Origin of the sequence: Salmonella sp. NW722 (genome assembly GCF_051702785.1) — a bacterium.
GTDB classification, from domain to species: domain Bacteria; phylum Pseudomonadota; class Gammaproteobacteria; order Enterobacterales; family Enterobacteriaceae; genus Salmonella; species Salmonella enterica.
Genome location: NZ_JAMMIN010000001.1, coordinates 309,550 through 333,818, shown reverse-complemented (window position 1 = coordinate 333,818; position 24,269 = coordinate 309,550). Strand labels below are relative to the sequence as shown.

The following is a 24,269-nucleotide window of genomic DNA, read 5'->3' as shown; positions in this document are numbered from 1 at the left end:
GATTTATCCATAAACACAGGGGGTAAATGTTACTTTCCTGGCGAACGGTCGGCAAGAGGGAGGGAAACGTTTTCAGCCTCTGTTCTGTAACAAGTTAATCATTTGATGCTACGTTGATGGTCAGGACGCTATTGCGGCTAATCGCACGATGGTGTGGAATAGCGATATCTAAAACCGGAGGCAGTGAGATGAATGACAAAATCCGCGTTGGGTTAATCGGTTATGGCTACGCCAGTAAAACCTTTCATGCGCCCTTAATTATGGGAACGCCAGGGCTAGAGCTTGTGGCGGTATCCAGCAGCGATGAAACAAAAGTGAAAGCAGACTGGCCAGCGGTTTCCGTGGTCTCTGAGCCCCGACATTTATTTAACGATCCGCATATCGACCTGATCGTGATCCCGACGCCCAACGATACCCATTTCCCGCTGGCGAAAGCTGCGCTGGAAGCCGGTAAGCATGTGGTGGTTGATAAACCCTTTACCGTGACACTGTCACAGGCGCGAGAATTGGATGCGCTTGCGCGGAGCACTGGCCGGGTACTTTCCGTCTTCCACAACCGACGCTGGGACAGCGATTTTTTGACGCTGAAAGCCTTGCTGGCGGATGGCGTGCTCGGCGAGGTGTCCTTGTTTGAATCCCACTTTGATCGCTTCCGTCCCCAGGTGCGCGACCGCTGGCGCGAACAAGGCGGGCCGGGAAGTGGTATATGGTACGATCTGGCGCCGCACTTGTTGGATCAGGCCATTCAACTTTTTGGCCTGCCGGTCAGCATGACGGTGGATTTAGCGCAGCTGCGTCCGGGCGCGCAATCTACAGATTATTTCCACGCGATTTTATCCTACCCCCAGCGCCGCGTGATTTTGCACGGTACGATGCTGGCCGCGGCGGAATCCGCGCGATACATCGTTCATGGTTCGCGCGGTAGCTATGTAAAATATGGCCTCGATCCCCAGGAAGAACGGTTAAAAAACGGCGAGCGTTTACCGCAGGAAGACTGGGGATACGACATGCGTGACGGCGTATTGACCCTGGTTGAGGGAGAGACGCGCAAAGAAGAGAACTGGCTTACGTTGCCGGGTAACTATCCGGCATATTATGCCGCTATCCGCGATGCGTTAAACGGTAACGGTGAAAATCCCGTGCCGGCAAGCCAGGCGATTCAAATTATGGAGTTGATTGAACTGGGCATGGAATCGGCAAAACATCGCGCGACGCTGTGTCTTGCCTGAGATGTCGCATTTCTCCGCCTGGGATAGCATTAAACCGCAGGCGGAGAAGAGAGTTAGTGTCAATAAAGCAATCTTACGCCGCGGCCACTTTTTCGCGCAGCGCACGTTTTTCGCCATCGCTCAGAAAGGCGATTTCCAGACCGTTAATCTGCGCCTGGCGAATCTGTTCGCGGCTCAATCCTGCCGCTGGCGCGGCGACGTGATATTCATGGATAATATCTACGCCCTGAACAGCCGGATCGTCCGTATTAAGACTGGCGAGAACGCCATGCTCAAGGAAGGTTTTGAGCGGATGATCTGCCAGCGATGCGACGGTACTGGTCTGAATATTCGAGGTCAGACAGGATTCAATACCGATACGCTGCTGTGCAAGAAAATCCATTAACGCGCGATCTTCGACAGCTTTTACGCCATGTCCGATACGTTCGGCCCCCAGTTCGCGAATCGCCTGCCAGATACTTTCCGGCCCTGCGGCTTCGCCTGCGTGAACGGTAATATGCCAGCCCGCATCGCGCGCCCGATTAAAGTGTGACAAAAACAGACTGCCGGGAAAGCCCAGCTCATCACCGGCTAAATCCAGCGCGGTGATTTTCTCTCTGTGCGCCAGCAGCGCATCAAGCTCCTGTAAACATGCCGACTCGCCGAAGGTACGGCTCATAATGCCAATGAGTCGCGCCTCGACGCCAAACGTGTTACAGCCGTCGCGTACGCCGTCGATAACGGCTTCAACCACGCCTGCGATCGGTAACTGATGCGCCATCGCCATATAGCCGGGCGAAAAGCGAAGCTCGACGTAATGCAGGCCGTTACGTGCGGCATCTTCAATATTTTCAAAGGCCACACGGCGGCAGGCGTCAAGCGATGCCAGGACTTTTACCCCCCAATCGAGCTTCGTGAGAAAGCTCACTAAATCGGGTTCGGTTGAGGTGACCTGGACATGCGGAATCAGCGTTTCCAGCGTTTGGGCGGGAAGGGCGATGTTGAACTGCCGACCAAGATCCAGAATTGTTTGGGCGCGAATGTTGCCATCAAGGTGGCGGTGGATGTCAGTCAAAGGAAGCGTAATATCAATCATGGGCGCACTCAATTTTTAATAAAAGTGCGCACCATTATACTACAGATTGATAATGCTCTGGAAATTTTGCAAAAACGGAGCCATTACGTTGCAACATCGCGAGAGCGCGGAAGAAATTTTGTATCATCCTCTTTAACGCGCCCCCGGTCAGCTCACGGGGGCCGTCTCTGTTATCGCATCTTAGGATAAAGGGTCAGCCCCCCGCTTGTAGACAGTATCAGCGAACGGTGCGGATAGCGTTAATCAATCCGTTGACGCCTTTTTCAAGTTTCAGGCGAGGGCATCCGGCATTCAGACGCACAAATCCCCGGCCCTCTGCGCCATAGGTATCGCCGGGCATAATGGCGACTTTCTCCTGATGAATGAGAGTGTGCTGTAATTTTTGATCGTCAATGCCGAGTGAACGGAGATCAATCCAGGCCAGATAGGTCGATGGCGGCGCTTGCCAGTTCAACGTCGGAAAGGCGCCATTCAGCGCCTGCTCAATATAGCGCATATTAGCCGCCAGCGAGGCGCGTAACGCATCCAGCCACGGCGCGCCGTGCTGATACGCGGCAATATGCGCCGTAAGCGAGAGCACCGCTGGCGAAGAAGAGCGCAGGCCGACGCACAAGGAATTCCGGTCGTGTTTGCGTCACGCGCCAGCTATCTTGATGATGCGGATACCGTTCGGCCTGACAACATGCAGGCGGCGCAGCTCCTGACGGAGTACCTTATTCGTCAGGGCCATCAGCGCATCGCCTGGCTGGGAGGACAAAGCGCATCTTTAACCCGTGCGGAGCGCGTGGGCGGCTATTGCGCGACGTTGTTAAAATACGGTCTACCGTTTCACAGCGAGTGGGTCGTGGAATGCGCTTCCAGTCAGAAACAGGCAGCAGAAAGCATTACCGCGCTGTTGCGATACAATCCGACCATTAGCGCTGTCGTTTGTTACAACGAAACCATTGCGATGGGGGCGTGGTTTGGCCTGCTGAGAGCCGGACGACAGAGTGGCGAGAGCGGTGTCGATCGTTATTTCGAGCAGCAGGTGTCGCTGGCGGCGTTTGCTGATGTGGCGGAGAACGCCCTCGACGACCTGCCGATTATCTGGGCCAGTACGCCGGCGCGAGAAATAGGCTATACCCTGGCCGAACGAATATTGCAGCGTATTGCTCACGACGAGCACCATGTGCGGAGTCAAACGATAGCCGCTCGCCTGGTAACGCAAAAGTAGAGGCTGCGCGTCGTTCGGCGCAGGCCGGGTGCAGCATCGCGACACCCGGCAAGGCGATTATTGTTGAGGCAGCGCCGGAACGTCCGGAACGGAAAGCGCCGGCATCCCAAACAGGCCGACAAAGTCTTCCAACGGCATTTTTTGTCCGTTGAGCGTGATCTGGCCATTGGCGTACTGCAAACTGGAGGCGATAGTATTATCCTTCAGCGTTGTCAGTCGGAACATCTGACCCATTGCGGACAGCCCCTGCACCTGCTGTTTTGCCAGTTTTTCCGCATCATCCTGCTGATAGCCTTCCAGTTTTGCTATCTGCGTCATAAACTCGACCGCCATGTCCATTGGAATTGCCAGTTTCGCATCCAGCGATTTCACGGAGCGGTCGACTTCCTGCGCCAGCGTTTGCGGTTGTGCCGTTGTGGTTGCCGGATCTTTGAGGAACAGCGACAGATTCAGCGTGGTTTCCCCTTTGGCGTTTTTCCAGCTAAGCGGCGCCAGAGTCAGTACCGGATCGCCTTTTAACAGCACGGGGAGAGCGCTAAAGAACGCTTCAGTGACTTTTTGCTGATAAAGCTCAGGATTCTGCGCCACGTCCGGCTGATTCAGCAGCGCCTGCGTTTGCGCATGATATTGCTGACTAAACTGGTGCCAGGCTTCGCCGTCGATTTGGCCGACTTTCAGCGTTAATTTACCGCTGCCCAAATCCTGATTCTGCACTTTCAGGCTGTTAAGCGAGTAATCCAACTGGCTGTTAATGGTTTTTCCGTCGTTGACGAGATCGGACTTGCCGGTAATTTCCATCCCTTCCAGCACCGCCATCTCTTTACCCTCAATGGCGATGGACAGTTTATCCAGCGTTAACTTTTGGTCGCCCACACGTTCGCCAAAGCTTGCCAGTTTACTGGTACCGTCGGTTTTCAAATTATTAAAGGTGAGTTGGACCTTCTGATTATATTCGTTAACGGCATCGACCAGGCCGCTCTGCGCTTCGCCTGACAGCGAAACCACATTACCGTCTTTATCGGCGTTAAGCTGGAACTCGCCGCCGCTAAAGGCGACCTTTTCACCGGCATTCTCGTAGTTTAACGGCTTGAGAGAGATATCGGAGCGGGTATCGCCGCCATAACCAATGCGGGTATTGATAACAAAGGGCGTGTCGCCTTTCGCGATATCAAAGAGGGGTTTTGCCGCATCGTTATTCACCAGGGTGGTTTTTACCGACGCCATAGAAGGGATCAGATTGAGCGTTTTGAGCTGGGCGAGCGGGAAGGGGCCATGTGAAACGGACTCGTCCAGCACAATGCTTTGCCCGGGCTTCAACCAGGTAGTGTCTGCGCCGGCAACCGGTTTGACAACCAGTTGCAGATGGCTACTGAACACGCCACGCTGGTAGTTTTGATAACTTAATTCGACACCGGCCTCCGGCGCAGTACGCTTGAGCTGTTCATTGGCCTGAGTCACCATTTCTGCAAGATGGTTCTCCAGCTTTTTCCCCGTATACCAGGCGCCGCCTGTCCAGACGATGCCAAGTGCAATTACTACACCTGCAGCTACCAGTGTTTTTTTCATATCAATTGTCCATAAAAATGAAACCAGGCGGATTAAACCGCCTGGAGGAGTTTTACGTCTATTATAAGCTTAGCAAGAGTTGTTAAAAAATTCAGTACGTTGCTACAGCTTGTTATAAACACGCGCTAAACGGCCCGTGCCGCTGGCGTTAACCGGAGACTCATCCGCGCCGATAAAGGCCGATTCACCCGGCTTCAGTACCAGACGCTGTTCATCTTTACGTAACACCGCCTCACCCTCAACGCAGAACAGAATCGCGGCGCTGTGTTGGCCGATGCTCGTCTCCTGAAGCGCCAGGTCGTGCAGTGAAAAAGCAAAATCGTCAACCGGAATTGGGAAGTCCAGCTCCGCGCCGCTTTTTACCGGGGCAGTCAGTAACTCGCCAGCAGGCTTAGGTTCGAACTTCACGTTCGCGACCAGCTCAGGGATGTCGATATATTTTGGCGTAAGGCCAGCGCGCAGAACGTTATCGGAGTTCGCCATGACTTCCAGCGCAACGCCCTGCAGATAAGCATGAGGCGTTTCGGCAAACAGGAACATCGCCTCGCCGGGATTCAGTTTGACCACATTCAGCAACAAAGGAGAGAAAAGCCCGCTGTCGTCAGGATAATACTCTGAAATCACGCGGATCGTTTGCCACGGTTCGCCTTGCTGGCTGTTAAGCGCCGCTTTGAGTACGGCTAACGCGCGGGATTTTTCTTCGCCTTGCATATTCAACAGGCTGGCGAAAAGCTGGCTCAGACGTTCAGCATTCGGCGCCTGCAAAAAGTGGGCGATAGCGGAATGCGCGCCGGCGATAGGTTGCAGTAAAGAGACAATGTCAGAAAATTCGCGGAACGCGTTCATCGCCAGGAAAGGCGTCAGGGCAAAAACCAGCTCTGGTTTATGGTTAGGATCTTTATAGTTCCGCTCTGCGGCATCCATGGGGATACCCGCCGCATTTTCTTTCGCGAAACCGATTTCGGAATTGCGCTTATTCGGGTGCACCTGAATAGAGAGCGGCTGCGCGGCGCACAGTACTTTAAACAGAAACGGCAGTTCGCCGAAACGGTTGGCTACCGCTTCGCCCAGCATGGCGGTTTTATTCTTTTCGATGGCGTCACGCAGGGAGACGGTTTCGCCGTTGGCGGTGGTGATTCGCGAGCTGCTTTTGGGATGCGCGCCCATCCAGAGTTCAGCCATTGGCTGCTGCTGCGGATTGGCGATGCCATAAAGTTCCGTTAACGCAGTTTTACTTCCCCAGGCATAGTTTTGCACTGAGTTAATGAGTTTTTGCATTATCAAGCCCTGTTTCAATGTGGAGATCAATGGGAGGTATTAAACCAAGAAACCCGCATGAAGTAACCTCCGGGCGTAAAAAGTCGTACTTGTCTCAGTTTTTGTTAAAAAATTGTGTAGGATAGTGTTACTCGCTTTGAGTCGGGCAATGGAACACCTGCCCAGAGAATAACCATACCGAGCGGTAAGTGAGAGCACAATGTCAAACAAACCCTTCTTTTATCAAGACCCTTTTCCCCTCAAAAAGGACGATACCGAGTACTATTTGTTGACCAGCGAACATGTTTCCGTCGCCGAATTCGAAGGACAAGAGATCCTGAAAGTCGCGCCGGAAGCGCTAACGTTGTTGGCGCGTCAGGCCTTCCACGATGCGTCTTTTATGTTACGTCCCGCGCATCAGCAGCAGGTGGCGGATATTCTGCGCGATCCGCAGGCCAGTGAAAACGACAAATATGTCGCGCTGCAATTCCTGCGAAACTCCGATATCGCGGCCAAGGGCGTGTTGCCCACCTGCCAGGATACCGGTACGGCCATTATTGTCGGCAAAAAAGGCCAACGCGTCTGGACTGGCGGAGGTGATGAAGCGGCGCTGGCTCGCGGCGTATATAACACCTATATCGAAGATAACCTGCGCTATTCGCAAAACGCGGCGCTGGATATGTACAAAGAGGTCAATACCGGTACTAACCTGCCGGCGCAGATCGATCTCTACAGCGTCGATGGCGATGAATATAAATTCCTCTGTATCGCTAAAGGCGGCGGATCGGCGAATAAAACCTACCTCTATCAGGAGACAAAAGCGCTTCTGACGCCGGGTAAGCTCAAAAATTATCTCGTCGATAAGATGCGTACGCTGGGCACCGCCGCCTGTCCGCCGTATCACATCGCGTTTGTCATTGGCGGCACCTCGGCGGAAGCGAACCTGAAGACCGTTAAGCTGGCCTCGGCAAAATACTATGATGCGCTACCGACCGAAGGCAATGAACACGGGCAGGCCTTCCGCGATATTGAACTGGAAAAAGAATTGTTGCTTGAGGCGCAAAATCTTGGCTTAGGCGCGCAGTTCGGCGGCAAATATTTCGCTCACGATATTCGTGTCATCCGATTGCCGCGTCACGGGGCATCGTGTCCGGTAGGTATGGGCGTGTCCTGCTCCGCGGATCGAAACATTAAAGCGAAGATCAACCGGGAAGGGATCTGGATCGAGAAGCTGGAGCGCAATCCCGGTAAATATATTCCAGAGGCGCTGCGCCAGGCGGGAGAGGGCGAGGCGGTGCGCGTTGATCTTAACCGTCCCATGAGCGAGATACTGCAACAACTGTCGCAGTATCCGGTATCAACGCGCCTGTCGCTGAACGGCACGATTATTGTGGGCCGCGACATCGCGCACGCTAAACTGAAAGAACGGATGGACAGAGGCGAAGGTTTGCCGCAGTACATCAAAGATCATCCTATCTATTATGCGGGGCCGGCAAAAACGCCGGAAGGGTATGCCTCCGGGTCGCTTGGGCCGACTACTGCAGGACGAATGGACTCTTATGTTGATCAGCTCCAGTCGCAGGGCGGCAGTATGATCATGCTGGCGAAAGGCAACCGCAGCCAGCAGGTGACCGATGCCTGTAAGAAACATGGCGGCTTCTACCTGGGCAGTATCGGCGGCCCGGCAGCCGTTCTGGCGCAGGGTAGTATCAAGCGCCTGGAGTGCGTGGAATATCCTGAACTGGGTATGGAGGCTATCTGGAAAATTGAAGTGGAGGATTTTCCGGCCTTTATTCTGGTGGATGATAAAGGCAACGATTTCTTCCAGCAGATTCAGTCATCGCAGTGTGCGCGCTGCGTTAAGTAATGTCGCCGCCCTGCGGGGCGGTAACATGATTCGCTATTTTGCCGGAGAACGGCGCAAGCGCCTTATCCGGTCTACACCGTTGTGTTGTTATCGTTAATACTCATAAGACCGCAAACATGTGAGCAATGTCGACACATGATCTCATCAACTTGAGTAAGGAGCAGGTAATGGTAACGGTACGCCGCGAGAAAGATTCAATGGGCGCGATTGAAGTCCCGGCAGATAAACTGTGGGGGGCGCAGACTCAACGTTCGCTGGAACATTTTCGGATTTCCACGGAGAAAATGCCCGTCTCGCTCATTCACGCTCTGGCGTTGACCAAGCGCGCCGCTGCGAAGGTCAACCAGGACTTAGGGTTGTTGGCGGCGGAAAAAGCTAGCGCGATTATCCAGGCGGCTGATGAAGTGCTGGCGGGAAAACATGCTGATGAGTTTCCGCTGGCGATTTGGCAGACCGGGTCCGGTACGCAAAGCAACATGAATATGAATGAGGTGTTAGCGAACCGCGCCAGTGAAATTTTGGGCGGCGTTCGCGGTATGGAGCGCAAGGTGCATCCCAATGATGACGTCAATAAGAGTCAAAGCTCAAACGATGTGTTCCCAACCGCCATGCATGTGGCGGCGTTACTGGCGTTACGCGAACACCTCATCCCGCAATTATCCGCATTAACGGATACGCTTCGCGATAAATCCCACGCTTTCGCCGATATTGTCAAAATTGGCCGTACTCACCTGCAGGACGCGACGCCGCTCACCTTAGGCCAGGAGATTTCCGGTTGGGTAGCCATGCTGGAACATAACCTCAGGCATATTGAGCACAGTTTACCGCACGTCGCGGAACTGGCGCTCGGCGGAACCGCAGTAGGGACAGGGCTTAATACCCACCCGGAATATGCCCGGCGCGTGGCCGAGGAACTGGCGACGATTACCGCAGCGCCGTTTGTTACCGCCCCGAATAAATTCGAAGCGCTGGCGACCTGTGACGCGTTGGTACAGGCGCATGGCGCATTAAAAGGACTGGCGGCCTCGCTGATGAAAATCGCCAACGATGTTCGCTGGCTGGCGTCCGGCCCGCGCTGCGGCATTGGCGAGATTGCTATCCCGGAGAATGAGCCAGGCAGTTCCATTATGCCTGGTAAAGTGAATCCGACCCAGTGTGAAGCGGTAACGATGCTATGTTGCCAGGTGATGGGTAACGATGTGGCCATCAATATGGGGGGCGCATCGGGCAACTTTGAGCTCAACGTCTATCGTCCGATGGTTATTCATAATTTTCTGCAAACGGTGCGCCTGCTGGCCGATGGCATGGAGAGTTTTAATAAACACTGTGCGTCAGGAATCGAGCCAAACCGCGAGCGTATTACGCAGTTGCTGAATGAGTCGCTGATGCTGGTCACTGCGCTGAATACGCACATCGGTTACGATAAAGCGGCGGAGATTGCGAAGAAGGCGCATAAAGAAGGGCTGACGCTCAAAGCCTCAGCCGTGGCATTAGGATACCTTAGCGTCGAGGAGTTCGACGCCTGGGTACGTCCGGAGTTAATGGTTGGCAGTATGACGCCGGGACGTTAATCCGCCACATACAGGTGCAGTCGCGGAATAATCAGTCGCAGCGGTTGCGCCTGTGGTTTAAAACGGTGCTGAATATTATCGGCGTCATAGTTTTCCAGCCCGCCAATATCCGGCACGCCTGCGCCGTTGTCCGTGTTGATTAATGCGATAATCGGCGTGGGGCAGGCGTGTTGCACCTGTTTCTGCTGGCCTTTATACCAGATGCGGGCGATCGGCTGTACTTTAACCGGACGCTTAATCTTGAGTCGGGCCTGCTGCGGTAAGGCAGCGATATCCTGATATTCCCGTTCCAGCTTGAATTGCCATTGTTCGCGCGTCCACGGCGGGACGCTGCGCGGCGACGCGAGGCTTTTTTTCAACTGGCTCAGAACCTCATCCCGGCTTAAATTTTTAATAATATGTTTATTTGCCCAGCCGAAACGTATGGTGGCGGGGTTATTGATAAGCGTCAGCGTGCGGTAAGCGTTCAGCGTAATTAAGCCGGGTAGATGCCGATGCACCCACTCAAAACGCGCCGCTGAGGGAAGACCGGACTCTACCGTAACCATCTGCTCGAAGGTGGTTTTCAACTGGTTAATGTGCTGTACCTGATTTTCCAGATCTAACTGTGTCGCATTATCCACTTGATAGCATAAGACGCCAGGCAGGCGGACGGCGGCTTTACTGCTGCGGTTTTCGGACTGCTGTTGAATAAACAAATGGCGATAGTGACGTAGCGCCAGCGTTTCGGCCTCTTTCCCCAGATGTTGCGTTACCTCGATAGTATCCAGCGGCGCATGTTCCGCCTCTTTGGTCACCTGCGGCAGTGAAAAGACACGGGCGATAAGTAGCGAATGCTGCTGTAGATTATCCGTCAGCGCCGCCAGGTGTTGTTCTATCTGGCGAAAAGTGCCATTCAGGCGTTCAACGAGATCGTAGCGGGACATGGTATCACTCACTTTAGTTACAACATACTATCTGTATAGCACAGTTCCCGCCGCTCAACCAGCGTGCAAAATACGTCAGGCAGCGGTCATGTCGGGCATCGCGTGCCAGACCGGCCAGTGAAAGCTAAATTTTGCGCCGCCCAGTTCGCTCTCGTCACAGACGACGCTACCGCCCATCGCCAGGGCGATAGAGTGTACGATGGCGAGTCCAAGCCCGCAGCCGCCTGTCGCCCGGTCTCTACTGGGGTCGAGTCTGACAAAAGGTTCAAATATGCGCTCACGCGCATCCGCTTCAATGCCGGGGCCATCATCTTCGACTATCAACGTTGCCTGACTGCCGTCGAGTAACAGACTGACCTGAACGGTGGTATGACTGTAGCGCAACGCATTATTCAGCAGGTTATCCAGCACTCGCGACATTAACCGCATATCAAGCGCGCCATAATCGCCGATTACACATGTGACAAGGTTTACGGCACGTTCCGGGGTCACGCTCTGCACATCCTGCAAATGCGCGAGCAACCAGGCGGGGAGGTCTGGTTCGGTCAACATCAGTTCATTTTGTGGTCGGTCAAGGCGCGCATAGGTGAGCAGTTCTTCAATCAGCGCTTCCAGTTGACCAATATCGCGATTGAGCGCCTGTGATTCCGGCGGTGTCAGATTTTCACTCATTTCAAGCCGATAGCGTAAACGTACCAGCGGCGTGCGAAGCTCATGGGCGATACCGTCAATCAGCTGTTTTTTACTGGCGATCAGGGCATTAATGTTATCCGCCATCTGGTTGAACGCGACGCCCAGACGTTCGAAACTGGAGCCATTATCGAAGTGCAGGCGTTCAGTCAAATGACCCTCGCCAAAGCGCTGCGCGGCGGATTCGAGCCTGAGCATTTCTTGCCAGTGCGGGCGCATCCAGATAAACACAGGAAAGGCGAGAGAAAAGGCAATGAGCGCCATTAAGGCGATATCCAGCAGTCGCATTTGATGCAGGAAATAGAGATAGGGAACCGGGCCAACCGCCAGGACGTAATGGCTGCGCGGGATACGCTGAATAAAGGTGTATTGATCGTCAAGCGCGACAATATCGCCTTCACGCAGTCGCTGCGTGGTGGCGGCATCAAGCTTATAGTGATTTAACGGTTCAACGCGTAAATCGAAAGAGAGGTTCAGGTCCATCTCTTTTAACGTTTTCCCCCATTCACGCGGCGGAATTTCCCGCAGTTCGCTGCGCATCAGATAGAGCGAACTTTTCATCAGATCGTCGAGCGATTGCCTGCCCGCGCGTTCGGCGGTGAATTTGTACACCAGTCCGACCAATAAGGTCATGACCAGAAAACAGACGAACAGCAAAAGGTAAAACTGCACAAACAGCTTTTTCATCAACGCCCACCGGATCTCAATACATTAGCTCTATCGCGCGCTGACGGAAAAGATTTCCCGTCAGCGCCGCTGGTGGGTTATAAAAGCAGGCTTTGCGTCAACTGACAACCTCATTGTCCGGCGTTAAGATCCGGACTTTCGTGAACAATGCGCCCATCGACAAGCGTCAAAACAGCGCGAATGGTATCAATTCTGTCTTCCGGCATCGTCATAAATGGCTGATTGAGTACCGCCAGATCGGCCTGTTTTCCGACGCTAAGCTGGCCCCGGTGTTGTTCGGCAAAGGCGAGCCAGGCGGCATGACGTGTATATAACGCTAGCGCTTCCAGACGCGTGAGCCGCTCGCTGGCGGGTTTACGCACGGAACCGCCTGACGCTATACCGGTGATATGATATTCGATAGCGTGCCAGACACCGGCAATGCCAATACGCGTCGAATCGGTGCCGCCAGCTACCACAAGTCCTTTATCCAGCGCCAGTCGAACCGGCGGCGAATTGTCCGTCGCGCCGGGTGGGTTGGCGTCACGGATGGCAAGCCCCTCAAAGTAAGGCCCCATTTGCACAGTGTATGCCAGGCCCAGCTTACGCATTCGCTCAAGCGTCTGTGGCGAACCGGTATTCAGGTGCGCAATAGACCAGCGGAGAGGGTGCAGATCGTACTGCTGCGCTACCTGCTCAAAAATCGTCAATATCGCGTCGGCGCTGTCATCGGTATAGGCGTGGATCTCAAGCGGTATTCCCCGTTTTGCCGCAAGCGTCGCGACCTGGCGAAGCGCGGTTTTGTCCTGCTCTGAGGAAGAAAATCCTGGGGCCATCCGCACGCCGTCATTCATTCCGGCCACCAGGCTTTCCCCCAGGCCAAGAAAAGCCAGTTGCCCGTCATCGGCACGCGCCGGGCGAAAGGCCATCAGGTTGCTGAACCACTGCGCTTCATGACCTTTCGCTTCCGGCTGTACCGGAATGCGATACCCCACGCGCAGCGGTAAATCCCCTTGGTTTCGCATTGCAAATAAAGGCTCATAAGCGGCGGCAGGCCCGGCAGAGGGGTCAATGATGCCGGTCACGCCGCGAGCGTTCATATCAGCGAAAAATTGCCGCAGACCGCCCTCGCGATCGGCGTTACGACTTATGCTGGCAAAAAGCTGATTGAACGCGGCGATGTCACCAAATAATTTCCCCGTGGCGCTACCTTTTGCGTCGCGCTCTACGCGGATTCCCGCTAAATCAGGAGGAGGGGTGTTGTTAAGGCCAAGTACGTCTATACCGCGCTGATTCACTAACGCATAGTCGTAAAGATACTGAATATAAGCCGGATGATCGGGAAGGGCGTGGCTCAGTTCGGCTACCGTCGGCGCCCGGTTTTCTGCAAATTGCGCCGGTATCCACGATCCCACTACGGCTACCCATTGATCGTGGGGACGACGGTTAGCGTCGGCGCGTAATTTATCCAGCGCGTCTTTAAGCGAAGGGCTGTCGTACCAGTAGGTTTCGAATGTCCAGGTTTGTCCGCCGCGAATGGCATGAATGTGGGTATCGGTCAGGCCGGGTATCACGGTTTTACCCTGTAAATCGATGGTACGGGTATGGTTGCCGCGCCATTCATTTGTCGCCGTATCATCGCCAATCGCCACAATCCGCGAGCCGGAAATCGCCAGCGCGCTGGCCTGCGGCTGGGCATCATTCAGAGTGATGATATTACCGTTATGCAAAATAATATCCGCTGCCGGGCGGGCGGCGGTGGCTGCGCCTGTGGCCGTGAGCAGAAAGAGAAGCGCGGTTCTGGAAAGCAGAGGCGGGACGAGACTGATCATTAGCATGTTCCTTTTGTCGGGCGATAAGCAAACCATAGAGAGCGAACAAGAATTGTTCAATCTGTGCCCAGGGAACAGTGCGTTCTGTTTTTAGAACGGTGGTGATAAAAAAAGAAAAGCCCGCCGAAACGGCGGGCTTGAGAAGAATTAATGAATAATTAGAACTGGTAAACCATACCCAGCGCGACAACGTCATCGGTATTAATGCCGTTATCTGCATAGAAGTTATCGTCGTCATCCAGCAGGTTGATTTTATAATCAACATAGGTGGAGAAGTTTTTGTTGAAATAGTAGGTGGCGCCGACATCAGCATATTTGACCAAATCTTTGTCATCATTTACGCCGTTATTGACAAGGTCTTTACCTTTAGACATCAGGAAGGAAATTGCCGGACGTAAACCGAAATCAAATTGGTACTGCGCAGTAACTTCAAAGTTTTGTGTTTTATTAGCCACACCACCCTGAGCATGAGAATCCAAAGAGCCATATGGCGTCATATTCCGGGTTTCAGAATACATAGTGGCTAAATAGATGTTGTTGGCATCATATTTCAAGCCAGCAGTCCATGCATCTGCTTTATCGCCTTTTGCATACTGTTCGCCACGCGAAACCTGATCGTTTGTACGGTCAGATGTTGTGTAAGCAGCACCTGCGCTAAAGCCCATACCAAAATCGTAAGTGGTAGAAATACCAAAACCATCTCCGTTTTCTCTACGGAAATCGTCATCATCAGTACGGTTATTTGTACCTTCATTACCGTTACCGCTATTTTCATTATTGCCCTGGTATTGTAGAGCAAAACTCAGACCGTCTACCAGACCGAAGAAATCAGTGTTACGGTAGGTGGCCACGCCGTTAGCACGACCGGTCATGTAGTTGTCAGCGTAAGTATAGGAGTCGCCGCCGAACTCAGGCAGCATATCGGTCCAGCCTTCCACGTCGTACAGGACGCCGTAGTTACGACCATAGTCGAATGAGCCGTAGTCGCCGAATTTCAGGCCGGCGAATGCCAGACGAGTCCAGGAATTAGCGCCTTCGCCTTCGGTAGTGTTAGCCTGAACGTTATATTCCCACTGGCCGTAACCAGTCAGTTGGTCGTTAATCTGCGTTTCGCCTTTAAAACCGAAACGAACATAGGTTTGGTCGCCGTCAGAGCCACTATTGTCAGAGAAATAGTGCAGGCCGTCTACTTTCCCGTAAAGGTCCAGCTTATTGCCGTCTTTGTTATAAACTTCAGCGGCGTGTGCCGCGCCAGCAGCCAGCAGAGCCGGGATGACAAGTGCCAATACTTTTCTTTTCATTTTTTTATCCTTAAAAACTTAACTTATTTGCAAAAGATTGAACTTCTACAGATTCGTTGAATCAAAGGCATCCTAATCTGAATAATATTATTTCAGCAAATGCTAACTTTTCTTATATGTTATTAATTAATACAAAAGTTACTATCGGAAACGCATATATTTATGGTGAATATATTTGTTATTATATATTCATGGTTGTGATTTGTTTTATTTCACAATTTGCGAAAAAAGATGGCAATATAGCGGCGGGCAGATATTCTGTTATCAATTTTGTGAACTGGCTTCGAGTTTTTTTAATTTAATTTTCTTGAGCGAAAAAGACGTAATGATGAACCACAACGCAGAGAAAACGGTAATAAAGGGGCTGTTCCGACTAATAAAAATAGCATCCATGTATACAATGTCTGTTTTTTGAACAGTGGCGGTGATGAGCATCGCCACTATGACTTAATAAAGGCAGGTAAAATCTGTCGGCTAACTTATCCCGTCGTTTCGTCCCAGGCATGAGGGGCAAAAAGATAGCCTTTATTGCGAATGGTCTTTATACGATAGGGCTCAGCAGCGCTATCCAGCAGTTTCTTACGCAGGCGGGAAATCGCCACATCCACGCTGCGATCCAGACCATCATAATTGACGCCGCGCAGCGTTTTTAGCAACGCGTCGCGATCCATAATTTGTCCGGCGTGTGTCGCCAGTTCCCAGAGCAATTCAAAATCGGCAGTGGAGAGCGATATGAAATCGCCATTGAGTTGGACCGCCCGGTTAAGGGGATCGATGGTTAACGCGCCAAAACGCAGCGCTTTATGCGGCGTAAGCGCGCTCTCCTGAAGACTTTTTGCCTGTTGCGTTTGTTCGCTTTGCCGCAGGTGTAAGCGCAGACGCGCCAGCAAAACGGCCGGAGGCGTGGTTTTGAGGATGTAGTCGCAGGCGCCCATCTCCAGCGCCAGAATATGATTCATATCACTGTCCAGCGAGGTGAGCAGGACAATCGGGCCTTGCCAGCGGTGGCGTAAATCGCGGCATATCGTCATGCCATCTTTACCTGGAAGCATAATATCCAGTAAAACCAGATCGGGCTGAGTGGTGAGGATAAGATCCTCCGCCCGGTCACCACGCGGCTCAACAATGACATCAATATCATGTTTCGCCAGATAAGCGGCAATGAGAGAACCCACTTCAGCGTCGTCTTCAACAAATACAATGCGGTTCATATTATAAATGGAGAATAGAAAACGCCAACATACACCGCCTCTGTTTTCCCTTCCATAAATCTTTTCTAAACGAGAGCGGTTCCGTTATGCTACACGCTGTTGTTATTAGCGTGTTAAGGCAAGGTAATGGGACTCGTGATTAAAGCTGCCCTGGGGGCGCTGGTCGTCGTATTGATTGGTCTGCTGTCAAAAACGAAAAATTATTATATCGCCGGATTAATTCCTCTGTTTCCAACGTTTGCGCTTATCGCGCACTATATCGTGGCCAGCGAGCGGGGCATCGACGCGATGCGTACCACCATCGTCTTTAGCATGTGGTCGATCATTCCTTATTTCATTTATCTTGCAACGCTATGGTATTTCAGCGGCGTGATGCGCCTGCCCGTCGCGCTTGGCGGTGCGGTGGTCTGCTGGGGGCTAAGCGCGTGGCTGCTGATTTTTTGCTGGATTAAATGGCATTAGTATTGGCAAAGGCAGTGGTTTCCCCATCGTAATATCCGTATGTATTACGATGGGGTGGTCGTTAACCCACCAGCATCCACGTAGCCGGAACCGCTGCGACCAGCAATAAACCAATCAGCACGACTTCCTGACGATTTAACACGTTGTCATGCTTGTGCGTCCGACGCGCATACAGGAAAACCAGTAATCCAGGCGCGTACAGCACGACGGACAGCAGCAGGTGCATGGGACCCGACGCATATAATAACCATAAGCCATAAATACAGGCTCCGATACCGACCGCCCGATGGAGGGGACGCGTTGCAATCTTCAGCAGAAATGCGCCGACCAGAAAATAGGGCACCAGAATCATTTCTGACGCAATCGTCAATAGCGTGTTGTAGTCCGAACCGGTCAGCCAGATCAGCACCAGACAGATTTGTACACAGATATTGGTGAGCCATAACGATGCAGAAGGCGCGCCTTGCGCATTTTGTCGCGCGAAGATGCCCGGGAAGGATTTATAGGCTGCCGCCAGAAACGGCACCTCTGCCGCCATGATAGTCCAGCTTAGATAAGCCCCGCAGACAGACACAATCAGTCCCGCTGCAATAATAATTTCTCCCCACGGCCCCATCATTTTTACCATCAGTCCGGCCATCGACGGGTTGCGCATCTCCGCCAGTTCCGGACGCGCAAGAACGCCAAGAGAAAGCAGCGTGACCAGGAGATATATTCCCAGCGCTGCGAGTACTGCCAGTAGCGTGGCGCGGCCTACATCGCGTTTATTTTTCGCTCGGGCCGAGACGACGACGGCGCCTTCAACGCCAATAAACACCCACAGCGTAATAAGCATGGTGTTCTTGACCTGTTCCCATACGGGAATACCGAGTTCAACACCGGTGAAGTCCAGTGTGAAGGTATCCAGTTTGAACATCATGATAGCCAGCACAATAAACGCGCCGAGCGGCAACAGTTTCGCCAGAGTCGCAACCAGATTGATGCTGGCTGCCGTTTGTACGCCGCGCAGGATGAGGAAATGGACAATCCAGAGCAGGACTGAAGCGCCGACAATAGCCTGCCAGGTATTACCGTCGCCAAACAGACGCAGGGCAGGCGTATCGGTAAAGAAACTCAGCGCTGAAAAGACGATAACCAAATAGGATACGTTGGCGATGACCGCGCACAGCCAATAGCCCCAGGCAGAACAAAAGCCAATCAGTTCGCCGAAGCCTTCGCGGGCGTAAGTAAAGATGCCGCCGTCAAGCTCGGAGCGAATGCGCGTAAGGATTAACATAGCGAATGCCAGTAAGAGTATCCCCACGCCGGTAATGGCCCAGCCAATTAACAACGCAGCCGGACTGGCAACGGCGGCCATATTCTGGGGCAGACTGAAAACACCTGCGCCAAGCATTGAGCTTAAAACCAGCGCGGTCAGCGCGCTCAGTCCCAGTTTTTTTTCCATTGGTATCCAGCTATAAAAATGAAATTGGAAGAATAATTATTATGGCAAAACGCATAAAAATGGTGAAAGCCACTAAGGCGCGGGATTTTACGGAGAGAAGGGACCGCATGCAACGGCCTGGATAAGATTTATCGCCAAAAAAGCGAAAAGTGAGATTCATCGCGATATTTGACGGAACTGGCAACCCGCGGGAAAGTGCCGGATGGCGGCTTATCAGGCCTGCCGTTGAACGATCGTGTAGGCCTGATAAGGCAGGTATGCCGCCATCCGGCGAGAAAGCCTGATGGCGACGCGCGCCTTATTTATAGAGGTCGGCGCTGATGGTGATGTTATTACCGCGCTCCTGCCACTGACGCGTAATATGATAATACTTAGCGCCTTTCTTCGCCGCGCGTTTGGCGACCTGGTAGGAGATTTCTGTCATATTGCCGTAGTTGCCGGTGAACTTAACGCTGTCGAAAGGCACCATCATCGCAGCCGTCGCTTTATTCAGCTCCTCAACTTTTGTGCCATCCGGAAGTGTGACAGTGTAACGCCCGCCTTTGGAGGATTGCGTTTCGAAGAAACGGCCTACTTCGGCGCTCGGCGAGGCTGACGTGGCGACGCCTGGAATTTCGACTTTCTTTGCAGCTTCACCGCCCTGAGCCAGCGCGGCGCGGCCAGCTTCAGAGTCTGCCGGAATAGCGTCCGGGCTCTGGACGATGCGTTTTTTCGCATCTTGTTTATAGATAAATGCAGTGATGCGCTGGTTTCCGCCCTGATTCGCATCTATCTGACGAACAATATAGAAAGCGTATGCGCCTTTTTGTTTCGCCGCTTTCGTAATGGCATCGTTAACTTCCGGCTGGCTACGGTAGAAGCCCTGAACGGTGACGGTGTCATACGGTTCTAATTGTACGGCCTGGTCTTTCGGTAATTCCACGATGCCATTAATGACACGATTTTTGGGCGCGTCGGCTTTCGGCGCGTCGGCTTTATACACGTCCGCCACAACACGCCAGTTACCACTGTTGCCGAACTCCGAGGTGTCGACAACATAGAAGGAGGCTGCGCCTTCTTTATCTGCGCGGCGGGACACGGCGGAGACCGCATCGCCAATAGCATTAAAACGACCGGTAATAACGATGCGGTCATAAGGTTTTAGTGCAGCCGCTTGCTCCGGCGTCAGTTCTGTTGCTGCATGGACAGAAAAAGCAGCCGCAGAAAGCAGAGCCGACGCCAGGAGAGTGTTCTTAAGCTTCATAAAAATAATCCTTCGCCTTGCGCAAACCAGGTACTGGTATTGTTATTGACTAGAAACGTGGCTGATTATTGCATTTAACCATATGGATGTCTGCGGGATTTTTCACGCATCGTGTCATGTATCCTATCTTTGATGATAACATTTGCCGATATGTCGAAAAAAACGGCGTCCGGGCGGCTAAGCTAATGAAGCGCATAAATTTAATAAGTTAATTTAATGTTAACTTCTTGATCCCGGCAGAGGTTTAATGATGTTTTGCTGTCAAATTTGAGCGAATTATCAGCCCTCGCAGGCCATTTTCAAGGCATTATGGCTGCTTAGCGGCTGAATCGTTCATGTTTTGCAAATTTGATAAAAAATTCTGTTTTTTGGCGCTAGATCACAGGCGTTATTTTCAGTAGGTTATAGAGAGTTTGTAACGGTTTTATTCTGCTGGGGTAACATTTACCTCAAACGCGGGCAGGCGTACGCTTCTCGCGCTTACTGACAAACCATCATCAAAAATACCGATGGAAGGGAACATTTATGCGAATTGGCATACCAAAAGAGCGGTTACCCAATGAAACCCGTGTCGCTGCGACGCCGAAAACGGTAGAGCAGCTACTGAAGCTGGGGTTTAGCGTCGCTATCGAAAGCGGGGCGGGTCAACTGGCAAGTTTTGACGACAAAGCGTTTGCGCAGGCTGGCGCGGATATTGTAGACGGCAATGCTATCTGGCAGTCGGAAATTATTCTCAAGGTTAATGCGCCTGAAGAAGATGAAATCGCTTTACTGAACCCCGGGACTACGCTGGTCAGTTTTATCTGGCCTGCGCAAAATCCTGGGTTAATGGAGAAACTTGCCGAACGTAAGGTCACGGTGATGGCGATGGACTCCGTGCCGCGTATTTCCCGCGCGCAGTCGCTCGACGCGTTAAGCTCAATGGCGAATATCGCGGGTTATCGCGCCATTGTAGAGGCCGCGCATGAATTTGGGCGCTTCTTTACCGGCCAAATCACCGCCGCCGGGAAAGTGCCGCCGGCGAAGGTGATGGTGATTGGCGCGGGCGTTGCCGGTCTTGCGGCTATCGGCGCGGCAAACAGCCTGGGGGCGATTGTCCGCGCGTTTGACACTCGTCCTGAAGTCAAAGAGCAGGTCCAGAGTATGGGGGCTGAGTTCCTCGAACTGGATTTTAAAGAGGAAGCCGGTAGCGGCGATGGTTACGCCAAAGTGATGTCCGAGGCGTTTATCAAAGCGGAAATGGCGCTCTTTGCCGCCCAGGCCAAAGAGGTCGATATCATTGTTACCACCGCGTTGATTCCGGGCAAACCTGCGCCGAAGCTGATTACCCGCGATATGGTCGATTCTATGAAGGCCGGCAGCGTGATTGTCGACCTGGCCGCGCAGAATGGCGGTAACTGCGAATATACCGTCGCCAATCAGGTTGTGACGACGGACAATGGCGTGAAAGTAATTGGCTACACCGATCTACCGGGGCGTTTGCCGACGCAGTCATCCCAGCTTTATGGCACCAACCTGGTTAACCTGCTGAAGCTGCTGTGCAAAGAGAAAGACGGCAATATTGACGTGGATTTTGACGATGTCGTGATCCGTGGCGTGACGGTGATTCGCGACGGCGACATTACCTGGCCTGCGCCGCCAATCCAGGTTTCCGCGCAGCCACAGGCCGCGCCTAAAGCAGCACCTGCGCCAAAAGAGCCGGAAAAGCCCGCTTCACCCTGGCGGAAGTATGCGTTAATGGCGCTGGCGATCATTCTTTTTGGCTGGCTGGCCGATGTCGCGCCAAAAGAGTTCCTCGGCCATTTTACCGTGTTTGCGCTCGCCTGCGTGGTTGGTTATTACGTGGTGTGGAACGTGTCTCATGCGCTTCATACGCCATTAATGTCGGTGACCAACGCAATTTCAGGGATTATTGTTGTCGGGGCATTATTGCAAATTGGTCAGGGCGGCTGGGTCAGCTTCCTGAGCTTTATCGCGGTGCTTATCGCCAGCATTAATATTTTCGGTGGCTTCACCGTGACTCAGCGTATGCTGAAAATGTTCCGGAAAAACTAAGGGGTAACACATGTCTGGAGGATTAGTTACAGCTGCATACATTGTTGCCGCGATCCTGTTTATTTTCAGTCTTGCCGGGCTTTCAAAGCATGAAACGTCCCGCCAGGGGAATAACTTCGGTATTGCCGGGATGGCGATCGCGTTGCTGGCGACCATTTTCGGGCCGGATACCGGCAACGTGGCATGGATTCTGGTCGCCATGATTATTGGCGGCGCGATTGGCATCCGCATGGCGAAAAAAGTTGAGATGACCGAGATGCCGGAGCTGGTCGCGATTCTGCACAGTTTCGTGGGCCTGGCGGCGGTACTGGTTGGTTTTAACAGCTATCTGTACCATGACGCCAGTCTGGCGCCGGTGCTGGTGAATATCCATCTGACCGAAGTCTTCCTCGGTATCTTTATTGGCGCAGTCACTTTCACTGGATCGATCGTAGCGTTTGGTAAACTGCGCGGCAAAATCTCTTCTAAGCCGTTGATGTTGCCTAACCGTCACAAAATGAACCTGGCGGCACTGGTTGTTTCTTTCCTGTTGCTGCTGGTTTTTGTTCGTACCGAAAGCGTGGGTCTACAGGTTCTGGCACTGCTGCTGATGACCATTATCGCGCTGGCGTTTGGTTGGCATCTGGTCGCTTCTATCGGCGGGGCGGACATGCCGGTGGTGGTTTCAATGCTGAACTCCTATTCCGGTTGGGCTGCCGCTGCGGCTGGCTTCATGTTGAGCAACGATTTGCTGATTGTGACCGGCGCGCTGGTCGGTTCGTCAGGCGCGATCCTGTCTTACATTATGTGTAAAGCGATGAACCGCTCTTTCATCAGCGTTATTGCCGGTGGGTTCGGTACTGACGGCTCCTCAACAGGCGACGATCAGGAAGCTGGCGAACATCGCGAAATCACAGCGGAAGAGACCGCTGAGATGCTGAAAAACTCCCACTCCGTCATTATTACGCCGGGGTACGGGATGGCGGTGGCGCAGGCGCAGTATCCGGTGGCGGAAATCACCGAAAAACTGCGTGCACGCGGTATCAACGTGCGTTTCGGCATTCATCCGGTGGCGGGTCGCCTGCCGGGGCATATGAACGTGCTGTTGGCGGAGGCGAAAGTGCCTTATGACATCGTGCTGGAAATGGATGAGATCAACGATGATTTCGCCGATACCGATACCGTGCTGGTGATTGGCGCGAACGATACGGTGAACCCGGCGGCGCAAGACGATCCCCGCAGCCCGATCGCCGGTATGCCGGTTCTCGAAGTGTGGAAAGCACAGAATGTCGTGGTCTTTAAGCGTTCAATGAATACCGGTTATGCTGGCGTGCAGAACCCGCTGTTCTTTAAAGAGAATACGCAAATGCTGTTTGGCGATGCCAAAGCCAGCGTGGATGCGATTCTGAAAGCGCTTTAATCTTTTAAACGTGCGGCGGCCTCTTCGGAGGCCGTTTTTATACACTTCATCCTTTAAGCTGCCTCTTTGTTGGCTGCGCTCAGAAAACCCGGTCACATCGTTATCTATGCTCCCGGGGATTTCTTCCCTTGCCGCCGCGAGGCATCTTGAATGATTTTGTGTATGTATTGCATTTTATCTTTTGTTTAAATCGCTAAGCAGAACGGCGATACTCTGCCCGCCGGTGGTCTGTTCGAGGGCGATTTTGACAATGATGGTTAACGGAACGGAGAGCAACATGCCCACCGGACCTAATAGCCAGCCCCAGAAAATTAACGACAAAAATACCACTAAGGTTGAAAGGCCTAAACCACGTCCCATGATTCGTGGCTCAAGGATATTGCCGAAGACCAGATTAATCAGCAGATAGCCTGCCAGCACCAGCAGCGCATCATAAAACCCGTTAAATACCAGCACCTGAATAATGGGCGGCAGGGCAGCGAGCACCGATCCAATATTAGGAATATAGTTCAGCGCGAAGGCCAGTAGTCCCCAGACAAAGGCGAAGCGGACATCCAGCGCGGCCAGCATTCCCCATGCGACCAGCCCCGTCACGATACTGATCGCTGTTTTTAACACCAGATAATGGGAAACGCTATCAAGCGCGCGTTGAATTGCCGCCATGCCTTCCGCCGGACGGCTCATCATCTGCTGCAGTTTTTCAGGCAATTGTGGAACCTCCAGCAGCATAAATACCACGGTCAATAACAATAAAAAGATGGACGACATGGCATTGGACAGTTGGGTGAGCAGGTTCGTTACCAGAGTCATGGCGGCGTTTGGATCGATATATTTCGCCAGCTCATCAACCGACACGCCAATGCCTGCTCGCTGTAACCACGGTTCAATACGTTGCAACGGTATCACCAATGAGGAGCGATATTGCGGTAGGGTACGAGCCAGTTCATTTAATGATGTCCCCAAATAGGCCAGTAGCAGTACCATTAACATAACAATAATCACAATGAGCAATGATACGGCGATAACGCGCGGAATTCGGCATCGGGTCATCCGTTGCACAACGGGATTGAGAACGACTGCAATAAATAACGCCAAAATAAAGGGAACAATGATATCTGCGGCGAAGCGGATACCGCTCAGAATAACCACCAGCATTCCCAGCATAATGACGATTTTTAGACCATTGAGCGTGATGATCGGTTTTGCCATATCAGTCCCTGTTTTCTGATGCCGACTCGAATAATAATGTGATGTCGGTCGAC

General features: G+C 52.7%; 17 protein-coding genes and 2 pseudogenes. 7 read left to right on the top strand and 12 right to left on the bottom strand.

The features are described 5' to 3' along the window. Positions 1–188 precede the first annotated feature (188 nt). Complete coding sequence (locus tag NA330_RS01585; RefSeq protein ID WP_023242044.1) at positions 189–1,229, top strand: oxidoreductase; 1,041 nt, start codon at positions 189–191, stop codon at positions 1,227–1,229. 73 nt (positions 1,230–1,302) lie between these two features. Here NA330_RS01585 and add read toward each other — a convergent pair whose 3' ends face one another. Then, positions 1,303–2,304 carry an adenosine deaminase gene (gene add / locus NA330_RS01580; RefSeq protein WP_023242045.1) on the bottom strand — a complete coding sequence of 334 codons (1,002 nt, stop codon included), beginning with the start codon at positions 2,302–2,304 and terminating at the stop codon, positions 1,303–1,305. Positions 2,305–2,521: 217 nt separating this feature from the next. Continuing rightward, a pseudogene (locus NA330_RS01575) lies at positions 2,522–2,896 on the bottom strand (aminotransferase class I/II-fold pyridoxal phosphate-dependent enzyme); the annotation flags it as partial. Between the two features lie 18 nt (positions 2,897–2,914). Here NA330_RS01575 and malI point away from each other — a divergent pair. Further along, positions 2,915–3,517 (top strand): annotated as a pseudogene (malI, locus tag NA330_RS01570) (Mal regulon transcriptional regulator MalI); the annotation flags it as partial. A gap of 57 nt (positions 3,518–3,574) precedes the next feature. Here the strand turns inward: malI and NA330_RS01565 are convergent. After that, the gene (locus NA330_RS01565) at positions 3,575–5,083 is read right to left on the bottom strand and encodes a YdgA family protein (protein ID WP_031605361.1); all 1,509 of its coding nucleotides are present in this window, start codon (positions 5,081–5,083) and stop codon (positions 3,575–3,577) included. 102 nt (positions 5,084–5,185) lie between these two features. Beyond that, the gene (gene manA, locus NA330_RS01560) at positions 5,186–6,361 is read right to left on the bottom strand and encodes a mannose-6-phosphate isomerase (protein WP_001170618.1); all 1,176 of its coding nucleotides are present in this window, start codon (positions 6,359–6,361) and stop codon (positions 5,186–5,188) included. 199 nt (positions 6,362–6,560) lie between these two features. On the opposite strand from manA, the gene fumB reads away from it, so the two are divergent. Both fumB and fumC read left to right on the top strand, forming a co-directional pair. Beyond that, positions 6,561–8,207 carry a class I fumarate hydratase gene (fumB, locus tag NA330_RS01555; RefSeq protein WP_000066609.1) on the top strand — a complete coding sequence of 549 codons (1,647 nt, stop codon included), beginning with the start codon at positions 6,561–6,563 and terminating at the stop codon, positions 8,205–8,207. A gap of 167 nt (positions 8,208–8,374) precedes the next feature. Next, a complete protein-coding gene (fumC, locus tag NA330_RS01550) occupies positions 8,375–9,778 on the top strand; it encodes a class II fumarate hydratase (RefSeq protein ID WP_001523824.1) in 1,404 nt (467 codons plus the stop codon). On the opposite strand, the gene tus is transcribed toward fumC, so the two are convergent. From tus to rstA, 5 genes are all read right to left on the bottom strand, one after another. Beyond that, entirely contained in the window at positions 9,775–10,704 is a 930-nt protein-coding gene (gene tus / locus NA330_RS01545; protein WP_023241714.1) for a DNA replication terminus site-binding protein, read from the bottom strand. The genes fumC and tus overlap by 4 nt on opposite strands. A gap of 75 nt (positions 10,705–10,779) precedes the next feature. Further along, positions 10,780–12,081 (bottom strand): two-component system sensor histidine kinase RstB, encoded by a 1,302-nt coding sequence (rstB, locus tag NA330_RS01540; protein ID WP_023241715.1) that lies wholly within the window; start codon positions 12,079–12,081, stop codon positions 10,780–10,782. 110 nt (positions 12,082–12,191) lie between these two features. After that, positions 12,192–13,898 carry an amidohydrolase gene (locus tag NA330_RS01535; RefSeq protein WP_072103185.1) on the bottom strand — a complete coding sequence of 569 codons (1,707 nt, stop codon included), beginning with the start codon at positions 13,896–13,898 and terminating at the stop codon, positions 12,192–12,194. A gap of 152 nt (positions 13,899–14,050) precedes the next feature. Next, positions 14,051–15,193 (bottom strand): porin OmpC, encoded by a 1,143-nt coding sequence (ompC, locus tag NA330_RS01530; RefSeq protein ID WP_023241717.1) that lies wholly within the window; start codon positions 15,191–15,193, stop codon positions 14,051–14,053. 479 nt (positions 15,194–15,672) lie between these two features. Beyond that, the gene (gene rstA, locus NA330_RS01525; RefSeq protein WP_001080048.1) at positions 15,673–16,404 is read right to left on the bottom strand and encodes a two-component system response regulator RstA; all 732 of its coding nucleotides are present in this window, start codon (positions 16,402–16,404) and stop codon (positions 15,673–15,675) included. 126 nt (positions 16,405–16,530) lie between these two features. Between rstA and NA330_RS01520 the strand changes: the two genes are divergently transcribed. Next, positions 16,531–16,866, top strand: coding sequence for a GlpM family protein (locus NA330_RS01520; RefSeq protein ID WP_000524877.1), 336 nt, complete (start codon positions 16,531–16,533; stop codon positions 16,864–16,866). Positions 16,867–16,927: 61 nt separating this feature from the next. On the opposite strand, the gene NA330_RS01515 is transcribed toward NA330_RS01520, so the two are convergent. Next, complete coding sequence (locus tag NA330_RS01515) at positions 16,928–18,310, bottom strand: amino acid permease (protein WP_000412353.1); 1,383 nt, start codon at positions 18,308–18,310, stop codon at positions 16,928–16,930. 298 nt (positions 18,311–18,608) lie between these two features. Continuing rightward, positions 18,609–19,553 carry a DUF1471 family protein YdgH gene (gene ydgH / locus NA330_RS01510; RefSeq protein WP_000769294.1) on the bottom strand — a complete coding sequence of 315 codons (945 nt, stop codon included), beginning with the start codon at positions 19,551–19,553 and terminating at the stop codon, positions 18,609–18,611. Between the two features lie 525 nt (positions 19,554–20,078). Between ydgH and pntA the strand changes: the two genes are divergently transcribed. Continuing rightward, on the top strand, positions 20,079–21,608 hold the full coding sequence (gene pntA, locus NA330_RS01505) for a Re/Si-specific NAD(P)(+) transhydrogenase subunit alpha (protein ID WP_001219354.1): 1,530 nt from the start codon (positions 20,079–20,081) through the stop codon (positions 21,606–21,608). Positions 21,609–21,618: 10 nt separating this feature from the next. Next, positions 21,619–23,007 carry a Re/Si-specific NAD(P)(+) transhydrogenase subunit beta gene (pntB, locus tag NA330_RS01500; RefSeq protein ID WP_000014056.1) on the top strand — a complete coding sequence of 463 codons (1,389 nt, stop codon included), beginning with the start codon at positions 21,619–21,621 and terminating at the stop codon, positions 23,005–23,007. Between the two features lie 174 nt (positions 23,008–23,181). Here pntB and NA330_RS01495 read toward each other — a convergent pair whose 3' ends face one another. Continuing rightward, the gene (locus NA330_RS01495; protein WP_001118267.1) at positions 23,182–24,216 is read right to left on the bottom strand and encodes an AI-2E family transporter; all 1,035 of its coding nucleotides are present in this window, start codon (positions 24,214–24,216) and stop codon (positions 23,182–23,184) included. Between the last annotated feature and the right edge of the window lie 53 nt (positions 24,217–24,269).

Bases quoted from the DNA above. Each gene is read 5' to 3' on its own strand.
- NA330_RS01585 (WP_023242044.1), top strand. From the start codon at position 189: ATGAATGACAAAATCCGCGTTGGGTTAATCGGTTATGGCTACGCCAGT.
- add (WP_023242045.1), bottom strand. From the start codon at position 2,304: ATGATTGATATTACGCTTCCTTTGACTGACATCCACCGCCACCTTGAT.
- NA330_RS01565 (WP_031605361.1), bottom strand. From the start codon at position 5,083: ATGAAAAAAACACTGGTAGCTGCAGGTGTAGTAATTGCACTTGGCATC.
- manA (WP_001170618.1), bottom strand. From the start codon at position 6,361: ATGCAAAAACTCATTAACTCAGTGCAAAACTATGCCTGGGGAAGTAAA.
- fumB (WP_000066609.1), top strand. From the start codon at position 6,561: ATGTCAAACAAACCCTTCTTTTATCAAGACCCTTTTCCCCTCAAAAAG.
- fumC (WP_001523824.1), top strand. From the start codon at position 8,375: ATGGTAACGGTACGCCGCGAGAAAGATTCAATGGGCGCGATTGAAGTC.
- tus (WP_023241714.1), bottom strand. From the start codon at position 10,704: ATGTCCCGCTACGATCTCGTTGAACGCCTGAATGGCACTTTTCGCCAG.
- rstB (WP_023241715.1), bottom strand. From the start codon at position 12,081: ATGAAAAAGCTGTTTGTGCAGTTTTACCTTTTGCTGTTCGTCTGTTTT.
- NA330_RS01535 (WP_072103185.1), bottom strand. From the start codon at position 13,898: ATGCTAATGATCAGTCTCGTCCCGCCTCTGCTTTCCAGAACCGCGCTT.
- ompC (WP_023241717.1), bottom strand. From the start codon at position 15,193: ATGAAAAGAAAAGTATTGGCACTTGTCATCCCGGCTCTGCTGGCTGCT.
- rstA (WP_001080048.1), bottom strand. From the start codon at position 16,404: ATGAACCGCATTGTATTTGTTGAAGACGACGCTGAAGTGGGTTCTCTC.
- NA330_RS01520 (WP_000524877.1), top strand. From the start codon at position 16,531: ATGGGACTCGTGATTAAAGCTGCCCTGGGGGCGCTGGTCGTCGTATTG.
- NA330_RS01515 (WP_000412353.1), bottom strand. From the start codon at position 18,310: ATGGAAAAAAAACTGGGACTGAGCGCGCTGACCGCGCTGGTTTTAAGC.
- ydgH (WP_000769294.1), bottom strand. From the start codon at position 19,553: ATGAAGCTTAAGAACACTCTCCTGGCGTCGGCTCTGCTTTCTGCGGCT.
- pntA (WP_001219354.1), top strand. From the start codon at position 20,079: ATGCGAATTGGCATACCAAAAGAGCGGTTACCCAATGAAACCCGTGTC.
- pntB (WP_000014056.1), top strand. From the start codon at position 21,619: ATGTCTGGAGGATTAGTTACAGCTGCATACATTGTTGCCGCGATCCTG.
- NA330_RS01495 (WP_001118267.1), bottom strand. From the start codon at position 24,216: ATGGCAAAACCGATCATCACGCTCAATGGTCTAAAAATCGTCATTATG.